The sequence below is a fragment of the Mesobacterium hydrothermale genome, from assembly GCF_035818635.1.
Taxonomy (GTDB): Bacteria; Pseudomonadota; Alphaproteobacteria; order Rhodobacterales; family Rhodobacteraceae; genus Mesobacterium_A; species Mesobacterium_A hydrothermale.
The window spans coordinates 271,933-281,582 of sequence record NZ_JAYLLH010000001.1 but is presented as its reverse complement, the minus strand read 5'-3'; the positions used below and the strand labels follow the sequence as shown (position 1 = coordinate 281,582).

General features: G+C 63.3%; 12 protein-coding genes. 4 read left to right on the top strand and 8 right to left on the bottom strand.

The window, feature by feature from the left end; genetic code table 11:
- Positions 1-63 precede the first annotated feature (63 nt).
- Both VK792_RS01385 and VK792_RS01380 read right to left on the bottom strand, forming a co-directional pair.
- On the bottom strand, positions 64-336 hold the full coding sequence (locus VK792_RS01385) for an SDR family NAD(P)-dependent oxidoreductase (RefSeq protein WP_326295492.1): 273 nt from the start codon (positions 334-336) through the stop codon (positions 64-66).
- Positions 336-1,838, bottom strand: coding sequence for a class I adenylate-forming enzyme family protein (locus tag VK792_RS01380; RefSeq protein ID WP_326295490.1), 1,503 nt, complete (start codon positions 1,836-1,838; stop codon positions 336-338). Before VK792_RS01380 ends, VK792_RS01385 begins: the two co-directional genes overlap by 1 nt.
- Positions 1,839-1,950: 112 nt before the next feature.
- Between VK792_RS01380 and VK792_RS01375 the strand changes: the two genes are divergently transcribed.
- Positions 1,951-2,781 (top strand): 3-oxoadipate:acetyl-CoA acetyltransferase, encoded by an 831-nt coding sequence (locus VK792_RS01375; RefSeq protein ID WP_326295489.1) that lies wholly within the window; start codon positions 1,951-1,953, stop codon positions 2,779-2,781.
- 118 nt (positions 2,782-2,899) lie between these two features.
- Here VK792_RS01375 and VK792_RS01370 read toward each other — a convergent pair whose 3' ends face one another.
- The 4 genes from VK792_RS01370 to VK792_RS01355 all read right to left on the bottom strand — a co-directional run bounded on the left by VK792_RS01370 (position 2,900) and on the right by VK792_RS01355 (position 5,537).
- Positions 2,900-3,079, bottom strand: coding sequence for a Trm112 family protein (locus VK792_RS01370; RefSeq protein WP_326295488.1), 180 nt, complete (start codon positions 3,077-3,079; stop codon positions 2,900-2,902).
- Entirely contained in the window at positions 3,076-3,720 is a 645-nt protein-coding gene (locus VK792_RS01365; RefSeq protein ID WP_326295486.1) for an LON peptidase substrate-binding domain-containing protein, read from the bottom strand. The genes VK792_RS01370 and VK792_RS01365 overlap by 4 nt, the downstream gene beginning before the upstream one ends.
- A 27-nt stretch (positions 3,721-3,747) precedes the next feature.
- Positions 3,748-4,656 carry a co-chaperone YbbN gene (locus VK792_RS01360; RefSeq protein ID WP_326295485.1) on the bottom strand — a complete coding sequence of 303 codons (909 nt, stop codon included), beginning with the start codon at positions 4,654-4,656 and terminating at the stop codon, positions 3,748-3,750.
- A 92-nt stretch (positions 4,657-4,748) separates the two neighbouring features.
- On the bottom strand, positions 4,749-5,537 hold the full coding sequence (locus VK792_RS01355) for an exodeoxyribonuclease III (protein WP_326295484.1): 789 nt from the start codon (positions 5,535-5,537) through the stop codon (positions 4,749-4,751).
- A 306-nt stretch (positions 5,538-5,843) separates the two neighbouring features.
- On the opposite strand from VK792_RS01355, the gene VK792_RS01350 reads away from it, so the two are divergent.
- Complete coding sequence (locus VK792_RS01350; protein WP_326295483.1) at positions 5,844-6,596, top strand: LytTR family DNA-binding domain-containing protein; 753 nt, start codon at positions 5,844-5,846, stop codon at positions 6,594-6,596.
- On the opposite strand, the gene VK792_RS01345 is transcribed toward VK792_RS01350, so the two are convergent.
- Both VK792_RS01345 and VK792_RS01340 read right to left on the bottom strand, forming a co-directional pair.
- Complete coding sequence (locus VK792_RS01345; protein ID WP_326295482.1) at positions 6,593-6,910, bottom strand: VOC family protein; 318 nt, start codon at positions 6,908-6,910, stop codon at positions 6,593-6,595. The two genes, VK792_RS01350 and VK792_RS01345, sit on opposite strands and share 4 nt — an antisense overlap.
- A 295-nt stretch (positions 6,911-7,205) precedes the next feature.
- Entirely contained in the window at positions 7,206-7,892 is a 687-nt protein-coding gene (locus VK792_RS01340) for a response regulator transcription factor (protein WP_326295480.1), read from the bottom strand.
- Positions 7,893-8,042: 150 nt separating this feature from the next.
- Here VK792_RS01340 and ribA point away from each other — a divergent pair, with 150 nt between their 5' ends.
- Both ribA and VK792_RS01330 read left to right on the top strand, forming a co-directional pair.
- Positions 8,043-9,134 carry a GTP cyclohydrolase II gene (ribA, locus tag VK792_RS01335; RefSeq protein ID WP_326295479.1) on the top strand — a complete coding sequence of 364 codons (1,092 nt, stop codon included), beginning with the start codon at positions 8,043-8,045 and terminating at the stop codon, positions 9,132-9,134.
- Positions 9,131-9,640, top strand: a complete 510-nt coding sequence (locus tag VK792_RS01330; RefSeq protein ID WP_326295478.1) for a L,D-transpeptidase family protein — start codon at positions 9,131-9,133, stop codon at positions 9,638-9,640. Before ribA ends, VK792_RS01330 begins: the two co-directional genes overlap by 4 nt.
- The last annotated feature ends 10 nt before the right edge of the window (positions 9,641-9,650 follow it).

Here is a 9,650-nt window from a genome sequence, read left to right as displayed (position 1 = left end):
CATCAGCATGACTCGCACGGCCAGCACCAAATGGGAATCCCAATTCGGACTCGTTTGTCGCGATCAATCCACTAGGATATCAACGCCCCCCCAGTCCGCCGCATCCGCCATCATCGCCTCGATCGCCGCAACGTCGCGCATGTCGGCATCGAAAAACCGCACTTCGGGCGCGCCGGCCTCTGTCAACGCCTCTTCAGCGCGGGCGACGTGGTCCACATCCGCCAGGCCGTGCAGACCGATCCGGCACCCGGCCCCGGCCAGTGCCTTGGCGATGGCCAGCCCGATGCCCTGCACCGAACCGGTGACCAGCGCGGTCTTTCCGCTTAACTCCGCCATCATTCCTCCTCCAGCTTTGCCCGCAGATCGGTTTTCAGCACCTTGCCGTAATTGTTCTTGGGCAGTGCATCGACAAAGACATAATCCTTGGGCCGCTTGAACCGTGCGATCCGGTCAAGGCACAGCGCATCCAGCGCGGCCCTGTCCGCATCGCCAACGACAAAGGCAACGACCTCCTCGCCCCATTCTGGATGCTTGCGGCCAACCACGGCGGCCTCGGACACGGCGGGGTGTTCCAACAGCACCTCCTCGACCTCTCGAGGGTAAATGTTGGACCCGCCCGAAATGATCATATCCTTTGACCGGTCCACCATGGTGACATAGCCGTCTTCATCCATCCGCCCCATGTCCCCGGTCCAGAGCCAGCCATCGCGCACCGTCTTGGCTGTCGCCGCGTCGTTCTTCCAGTAACCCGCCATCACGGCAGCCCCGCGCACCACGATTTCCCCGGTCTCGCCGCGCGGCACCTCTGCCCCGTCCTCGTCGAAGATCGCCACATGGCTGACCGATTGCGCCACACCCACGGACCCCAGCCTGTCGCGCCAGCGCGGGTGACTGCGATCCGCCACGTCGTGCCGTGACAGGGCGGTGATCGCCATCGGGCATTCCCCCTGCCCATAGATCTGGACGAAGCGCGGCCCCATGACGTCCACCGCCTCGATGATATCGGCATTGTACATCGGGCCTCCGGCGTAGACGATGGTCTTGATCCCCTCGCCCGTCATCCCCCGCGCCTTGGCCACGTCGACCAACCGCCGCACCATCGTGGGCGCGGCGAACATGCTGATCGGCCCCATTTTCGGCGCAAGTTCCAGGATTTCCGCCGGTTCGAACCCACCGCTGTCGGGCACGACATGCCGCGCCCCGCGCATGACATGCATGAAGTTGTAGATCCCTGCGCCATGGCTCATCGGGGCGGCATAGAGGATCGCGTCCCCGGCTTTCACCTCATCGGCATCGACGAAATAGCTCAGCGCCATGGCGCTGATATTGCCGCAGGTCATCATCACGCCCTTGGGCTTTCCGGTGGTACCCGAGGTATAGAACAGCCACACCATGTCGCCCGGATCGCGCAGCACCGGCGCGGCCATCGGCGGCGCCCCCAGCATCGCGCCAAAGCCCGGATCGTCCACCGAAACCAGCGCCACCTCCGTCCGCTCCGCCAGCCCCTCGGCCACGTCCTCCGAAACAAGGCACAGCGCGGCCTCGGCATTGTCGAGGATCCAGGCGGCCTCGGCGACGTGCAGCTTCGCGTTGATCGGAATCGCCACCGCGCCTGCGTACCAGATGCCGTACAGGGCAATCAGGTATTCGACCCGGTTCTTCATGAAGATGCCAATCCGCGCGCCCGGCCCAAGCCCGCGCGCCTGCAAGGCCGCGCCCAGCCCCGCCGCGGCGCGGTCAAAGCCCGCATAGTCCATCCGCAGCGTTTCACCCGCGAACAACGCGGGCGCCTGCCCGCACCGGATCGCCGTGCGGCGCAACCATTCTGCCGGATTCATTTCATCCTCCCTTTTGGCCTTGCCGTCACGCTACCCCCTTGCCCCGCACTGTCAATCGTTTGACAGGCCGCGCCAAAGCCGCATGATGCGCCCCAAAAGGAAAGGCGCTGCCATGACCAAACCCTGCATCATCTGCGTCGCGATCACCGGATCGGTCCCGCAGAAATCCGACAACCCGGCGGTCCCGATCACCATCGCGGAACAGGTCGAAAGCACGCACGAAGCTTTCGAGGCGGGCGCCAGCATCATGCACGCTCATGTCCGGCTTGAAGACGGCACGCCAACCTCGGACCCGGACCGCTTCGCCCGGCTGGTCGAAGGCGTCAGGAAACACTGCCCCGGCATGATCATCCAGCTGTCGACCGGCGGCCGCTCAGGTGCCGGTCAGGCGCGCGGCGGCATGCTGCCGCTGCGACCTGACATGGCCTCGCTCTCGGTGGGCTCGAACAACTTTCCGACCCGCGTCTATGAAAACCCGCCCGACCTGGTCGAATGGCTGGCCTCGGAAATGCGCCGCTACGACATCAAGCCGGAAATCGAGGCGTTCGACCTGTCGCATATCCACAAGGCGACAGAAATGAACCGGGACGGGCGCATTCCCGGACGGCTCTACATCCAATTCGTGATGGGGGTAAAAAATGCCATGCCCTGCGACAAGGACGTGTTCGACTATTACATCAAGACGGTTCAGCGTCTGGCACCCGATGCCGACTGGTGCGGCGCGGGCATCGGTCGGCACCAACTCGAGGTCAACGAATGGTGCATCGCCGCCGGTGGCCACACCCGCACCGGGCTCGAAGACAACGTGAAGCTCGACCGCGACACGCTGGCGCCTTCGAACGCCGCGCTGGTCAGGCGCGCGGCAGCGCTTTGCGAAAAATACGAACGCCCCGTCGCCACTTGGGTTCAGGCCCGTGACATGCTGGGCCTGCGCCCGGCCTAGGGCGACCGATTGACCATCATCTTGCCGGAAGTATCCCGGGGGGTGCGGGGGGCAGCGCCCCCCGCCATTTCCCTGTCTGGATCGGCCACGCCGGGCGGGCGCTCAGCCGCTCCTTGGGTCAGTCCAGCGCGCGGGCTTCGTCCCGCAGCATCACCGGGATCCCGTCGCGGATCGGGAAGGCCAGATTGGCAGCCTTGCTGACCAGTTCCTGTTTTTCCACGTCATAGTCCAGCCGCGTGTGGGTCAGCGGGCAGACCAGTGCCTCCAACATATGACGATCGAACCCTTGTTCGGTCATTGGATCATGTCCTCTCCTTGCCCGCCATGCAGGGCATATTCGATCAGCGTCACCAGCGTCTCGCGCCGGGTGGTCAGCGACGGCGCCTCGAGCAGCGCCTGTTTTTCCTCCGGGTCGAACTGCAACAGCATCGAAAGCGAATTGATCAGCAGCTCGTCTTCGGCGTCTTTCAGCGTGTCCCAGTCGGCGGACAGGGACAGCGCGTTGAAATAGCGGTCCAGCAGCGTCAGGAACGTCGCCCGGTCGAACCCGGGATCGTGCTCCTCGGTGGCACGGTCGGCTTCGAACCCTGACCAGCTGACCTTGCAGCGGCGATACGGATGGAATCCCTCGACCTCGTCGACCACGCGGAACCGCGACACCCCGGCCAGGGTGATCATGTACCGCCCGTCCTCGGTTTCGGAAAACTGCGTCACGCGCCCGGCACAGCCGATACGGTGCAGCCCGTCCTTGTTGCCCCCCGGTCCCGGGTTGGGCTGGATCATCCCGATCAGACGCGCGGGCGTCTTAAGCGCATCGTCCAGCATCGCCAGATAGCGCGGTTCGAAGATATGCAAAGGCAGACGGGCGCGCGGCAATAGCAACGCGCCCGGCAACGGAAAGACCGGAACGATGTCCGGCAGATCGCCATTAAGTTTCATATCGTCGTACCTAGCCCCGATCCGGGGTCAGGCAAATATCATCGAACTCAGCTTGCGCCGCCCGTTCAGAACCAGCGGATCGTTGGGTTTGAGGGCTTCGAAGATCGTGAACAGCTCTGCCTTGGCAGCGCCATCGTTCCATTCGCGATCACGGCGGAACAGGTCCAGCAAGTGGTCTATGGCGGCTTCGCCTTCGCCTTTGGCATAAAGCGCCTGCGCCAGATCGAACCGCGCCTGATGGTCGTTCGGGTCGGCATCGACCTTGGCTTGCAAGTCCGCCACCGGACCGGCATTGGCGGCTTTCTGCGCCAGCACAAGCTGGGCATGGGCGGCTTCCAGTTCCGGCGCGGTCGAAATCTCGGCCGGGGCCCCGTTCAGGATTGCTTCGGCCTGGTCCAGATCGTTCATGGCAATATGCGCGCGCACCAGCCCGGCATAGGCGCCAGCGTGCTTGGGGTCTTCGCCCAGGATCGCGGAATAGACCTGCGCGGCGTCTACCGCGGCCCCGTCTTCCAGCATCGCGTCGGCCTCGGCCACGGCATCCTCCAGACCGCCGCCAGCGGCCCCGCCGGATTTTTCGATCACGCCGTCGACAAACGCCTTGATCTGAGAGCCAGGCAGCGCACCCTGGAAACCGTCCACCGGCTGACCCTGCCAAAAGGCATAGACCGTCGGGATCGATTGAACCCGCAGTTGCCCGGCGATCATCTGGTTTTCATCGACGTTGACCTTGGCCATGCGCACGGCACCGCGCGCGTCCTTCACCGCTGCCTCCAATGCCGGGCCAAGCTGGCGGCACGGGCCGCACCATGGCGCCCAGAAATCCACGATGACCGGCACGGTCTGAGACAGCTCGACCACCTCGGCCATGAAGTCCGCCTCGGACACATCCTTGATCAGGTCGTTACCGGCGGGAGCAGTACCCAGTTCCATCATATTCCAAACTCCATATCTGAATGGGTGTTGTCCCTTAGATGGCGCATGGCACCCAGTGTTGCAAGGGGCATGGCCCGTGGCATCAGCCGCGTCTACAAATCAACCGTCGCAAAGACGGGCGCGTGGTCCGATGGCTTTTCCCAACCGCGCGCATCGCGCAGGATCCGGCTGGAATGGGTGGCGCCTGAAATATCCGGCGTCGCCCAGACGTGATCCAACCGCCGCCCCTTGTCGGCCGTATCCCAGTCGCGCGCGCGGTAGCTCCACCAACTGTAAAGCGGACCTGCGGGAATGTCCTTGCGGGTCACGTCAACCCAGCCGCCCGCCTCCATCACTTGCGCAAAGTGTTCGACCTCGACGGGCGTATGGCTGACGATCTTCAGAAGTTGCTTGTGGTTCCAGACATCGTCTTCACGCGGGGCAATGTTCAGGTCCCCCACAAGGATCGCCTTTTCCGGGCGCTCTGCCTTGAACCAATCCCGCATACCGGTCAGGTAATCCAGCTTCTGGCCGAATTTCTCGTTCTGGTCGCGGTCGGGAATGTCGCCCCCGGCGGGAACATAGAAATTGTGAATCACCAAGCCGTTCTCCAACCTCCCCGCCACATGGCGCGCATGCCCCAGACCGGCAAAATCCATATCACCCATGTCTTCGATCGGCAGTTTCGACAGGATGGCGACCCCGTTATAGCCCTTCTGCCCGCGTGCCACGATATGGGCATAGCCAAGCGCCCGGAACTGCTCCATCGGGATCTTGTCGACCGGGCTTTTGCATTCCTGAAGGCACAGCACATCGGGCGCCTCTTCGCGCATCAGCCGCGTGACGATCGGCTCTCTCAGCCGCACAGAGTTGATGTTCCAGGTGGCAAGCGTAAAGGGCATTTGCGTTCCTTCCCGTATCGGTCGCCGCGCACGCTATCAACGGATGCAAGGGGCCGCCACAAGGAAAACAGGCCCGGAGAGGTACGGTCTCCGGGCTCCGCCAGGTACATTCACAGAGCCGGATGGATTGCCTCCTCCGGGGATCGTTCGCTAACATACACACTCACATTCACCCTGACGCAGTCCGTTTTTGACATGAACAGCACCGAAAATAATCCCGATTGTCATGAACTGCGCGTCCTTGGCACGAATGGTCGGGTGTTTCTCTTTCGACAAGAGACGATTTTGGGAATCTTCTCGTCAAGATTGTATGTCATTTCCGTTCTCCTGTTCAGCATTCTGGTTGCGCTGGCCGATCCGCTGTTGTTCCAACATCAGGTGATCCTGCCCCTGCGGGTGCTGTTCTGGCTAAGCAACGCTGGTTTTCTGGCAATATGTTGGATCTTGCTGTTCACATTGTCGCTTTGGCTGTTTGCCCAGAACCCGCGCGCGGTGGTACCGTCAGCGCTGTTCATCGTGCCATCGGTCGTGGCCGCTGTGGCGCTGAACTACTGGACGGCCGCGGTGGTTCTGAACCGGCCGGAGCTTCTGGGTCCGCAAGTCCTGAGCGACATGGTGCGCTACAGCCTGCTGGTGATCGTGTTCGAGGCGGTGATCCAGACCTTTGTCCTGCCCCGCGTCATGGATTTCGCCCCCGAAAACACCGCAACGACACCGCTTGAGCCCCCCCGGCCCGCCACAGCCCCGGACCCGGTCTTTCACTGGAAGGACCGCGCGATTGCGACGGATCGGGTTCTGTATTTGCGGTCGGTCGAACACTATGTGGAAATCGTGACAGACGACGGCACGGATCTGGTCCGGGCACGTCTGGCGGATTTTCTGAACCAACCCGCCGCGCGACATGGGGTGCAGACCCACCGGTCCTATTGGGTCAATGCCGGTGCGGTCACGGCCATCGACCGCCAGAACGGCAACCTCGTGCTGACCCTGAGCAACGGTGCGGAAATCCCGGTGTCGCGGAACCGGCGCAAAGACGTGCTCGACCGGATCGGGCCCTAGCCCTGGACTTCGTGCACCTCGATGATGTTGCCGTCGGGGTCATAGAAAAAGATCTGCGCCCACCCCTTCACGGCACGGTTGCCCCAGTCGGCATAGGGGATGCCCTTCTCGTCCAGCCGCGCCTTGAACGCCGCAAGGTCATCGGTGCGGAACGCGATGTGCCCGCGTTCCAGCGGATTGACGACTTGCCCGGTCTTGAAACCCGCCAGCACATCCTTCTGCGCCAGGTGAAACTGCACCTCGCCATCGATGACAATCGCCACGTCGCCGGAATAGCCCTGCTTTTTTCCAGCCCAGGCAGGTCTTGTTCGCAAACCGCAAGCCCCATCACGTCACGATAGAAGGCATCCATTCCCGACACGTTGTCCGTTGACAGGTTGACGTGGTGAAACTGCATTTTCATGATCCGGCTCTCCCCTGCCCTTGGCCGAAGACTGCGGGCATCAGGGCCCGAAATCAACCTCGGAAACCGGCAAAAAAATAGCCCGGGCAGGGCCCGGGCCAGTCCAACAGGGAGGTGCATATGATAACCCGCATATGCGACGGTATACAGTGAATTTAAGATGCCCGCGAAATGCGGCTTTGATATGGATCAACCTGGCCACACCTTTAGGCCACCAGACGATACCCCCCGGACTCGGTGACCAAAAGACGGGCATTCGACGGATCTGGCTCGATCTTCTGGCGCAAACGATAGATGTGGGTTTCCAGCGTATGGGTCGTAACCCCGGCGTTATAGCCCCACACCTCGTGCAGCAGCGTATCGCGCGGCACAACGCCGCCGTTCGACCGGTACAGGAACTTCAGGATGTTGGTTTCCTTCTCGGTCAGCCGGATCTTGCGGTCGTCTTCGGTGACCAGCATCTTGACCGACGGCCGGAAGGTGTAGGGCCCCAAGCCAAATACCGCGTCTTCGGATTGCTCATGCTGGCGAAGCTGGGCGCGAATCCGGGCCAGCAGCACCGGAAACTTGAACGGCTTGGTGACATAGTCGTTTGCGCCCGAATCGAGGCCAAGGATCGTGTCGGCATCGGAATCGTGCCCGGTCAGCATCAGGATCGGCGATTTGACCCCCTGCTTGCGCATCAGCTTGCACAATTCGCGCCCGTCAGTGTCCGGCAGGCCCACATCAAGAATGATCAGGTCGAACAACTGGTCCTTGACCCGGCCCATGGCATGCGCGCCGTTCTCGGCCTCGAAAACCTCGAAGTCTTCGGTCATGATCAGCTGCTCGGCCAAGGCCTCGCGCAGGTCGTCATCGTCGTCTACCAGAAGAATATTCTTGAGCTGAGCCATCGGTGTCCTCCTTCTTGTTCACAGTCAGATGTGGCACGGCTCACAACTGGACAAGATTTGCTGCAATCGTTTCACGCCCTCGTGTACCGGGGGACCGAATGTTACAGATTGCGGTGGAAATGTTTCAGCGCAAAGGCTATCGCAACGGCCATGACCCTTGCCCCCGACGCCTCGGATATCCTTGCCCGCGCTCGCGCTGACCTGCGCATGGGGGTGCCCGTTGTGCTGCGCGGCCCGTCTGGTGCGGCCATAATGGCCGCGACGGAAACCCTGTCATCCACCCGTCTGGCGGACCTGCGCGCCCTGCCCGGCACCGCGGATCTGGCCCTGACCGACCGTCGCGCCGCCACGCTGAAGGCCCGCGCCTACGACGGTGACCTGGCCCGGGTGCAACTGCCGTCGGACGCCACCCTTGATTGGGTGCAGGCGCTGGCCGACCCGGCAGATGACCTGCGTGTGCCGATGAAAGGCCCCCTGTCCACCCGTCGCGAGGGGCCGGCAGACCTGCACCGGCTGGCGATCCTTCTGTGTAAAGCCGCGCGTCTGCTCCCCGCCGCGGTGGTGGTTGCGCTTGACGACGCCGACGCGCTCGCCAGGTCCGAAAACCTGACCCTTGTCGATGCAGTGGAAACCGGCCCCGCGCTCTCCGCCGCGCCCGTGCTGCACGAAGTCATTTCCGCCCGAGTCCCGTTGCGCGCCGCCGAAAACGCGCGCTTGCACATCTTCCGCCCCGAGGATGGTGGCGAAGAGCACTATGCCATCGAAATCGGCCGCCCCGACCGCGCACACCCCGTGCTGTCGCGCCTGCATTCCGCCTGTTTCACCGGCGACCTTCTGGGCAGCCTGAAATGCGACTGCGGCCCGCAACTGAACGCGGCCCTTGGTCAGATGGGCGCGGAAGGCGCGGGCGTGCTGCTCTACCTCAACCAGGAAGGCCGCGGCATTGGCCTTGCCAACAAGATGCGTGCCTATTCGCTGCAGGACCAGGGCTTCGACACCGTCGACGCCAACCACCGCCTTGGCTTCGAAGATGACGAGCGCGATTTCCGCATCGGCTCGGAAATCCTGCGCCGCATGGGGTTTTCCGCGGTCCGCCTGCTGACCAACAACCCCGCGAAAATCGCTATGATGGAAGCCTGCGGCATCACCGTGGCCGAACGTGTGCCGCTTCAGGTCGGCATCAACCCGCACAACGCGCAGTACCTCGCCACCAAGGCCGCGAAATCGGGCCACCTGTTGTGAGCCCGGCAGACCTCGTCCTCACCCGACAGGGGCTGCGGTTCGCCGGTCGGCTGTGGCCCTGCACCGTCGGGCGCGGCAACATCCGCGCGGCAAAACGCGAAGGCGATGGCACAACCCCCGTGGGCGTGCACCACATTACCGGCATGCTCTACCGGCCAGACCGCGTGCCGCGCCCAAGCCACTGGGCAGCCCCGATCCTGCCCGGCGACCTGTGGTCGGACGACCCCTCAGCGCCCGACTACAATCAGTTCGTCCGCGCGCCTTACCGGCACAGCTACGAAAACCTGCGTCGCGCCGATCCGATGTACGACCTTGTGCTGCTGACCGACTGGAACTGGCCCGATGCCGTGCCCGGCCTCGGTTCGGCCATCTTCCTGCATCCGTGGCGTCGCCCCGGCTACCCGACCGCGGGCTGCATCGCCTTTCGCCGCGACCACCTGCTGAGGATCGCGCAGATGATCCATCCCGGCACCCGACTGATTGTCGCGCCGAACCTTGCGCGCTGACCGCGTCCTT

Excerpts from the sequence above, each read along its gene's own strand:
- VK792_RS01385 (WP_326295492.1), bottom strand. The coding sequence starts at position 336 with ATGGCGGAGTTAAGCGGAAAGACCGCGCTGGTCACCGGTTCGGTGCAG.
- VK792_RS01380 (WP_326295490.1), bottom strand. The coding sequence starts at position 1,838 with ATGAATCCGGCAGAATGGTTGCGCCGCACGGCGATCCGGTGCGGGCAG.
- VK792_RS01375 (WP_326295489.1), top strand. The coding sequence starts at position 1,951 with ATGACCAAACCCTGCATCATCTGCGTCGCGATCACCGGATCGGTCCCG.
- VK792_RS01370 (WP_326295488.1), bottom strand. The coding sequence starts at position 3,079 with ATGACCGAACAAGGGTTCGATCGTCATATGTTGGAGGCACTGGTCTGC.
- VK792_RS01365 (WP_326295486.1), bottom strand. The coding sequence starts at position 3,720 with ATGAAACTTAATGGCGATCTGCCGGACATCGTTCCGGTCTTTCCGTTG.
- VK792_RS01360 (WP_326295485.1), bottom strand. The coding sequence starts at position 4,656 with ATGATGGAACTGGGTACTGCTCCCGCCGGTAACGACCTGATCAAGGAT.
- VK792_RS01355 (WP_326295484.1), bottom strand. The coding sequence starts at position 5,537 with ATGCCCTTTACGCTTGCCACCTGGAACATCAACTCTGTGCGGCTGAGA.
- VK792_RS01340 (WP_326295480.1), bottom strand. The coding sequence starts at position 7,892 with ATGGCTCAGCTCAAGAATATTCTTCTGGTAGACGACGATGACGACCTG.
- ribA (WP_326295479.1), top strand. The coding sequence starts at position 8,043 with ATGACCCTTGCCCCCGACGCCTCGGATATCCTTGCCCGCGCTCGCGCT.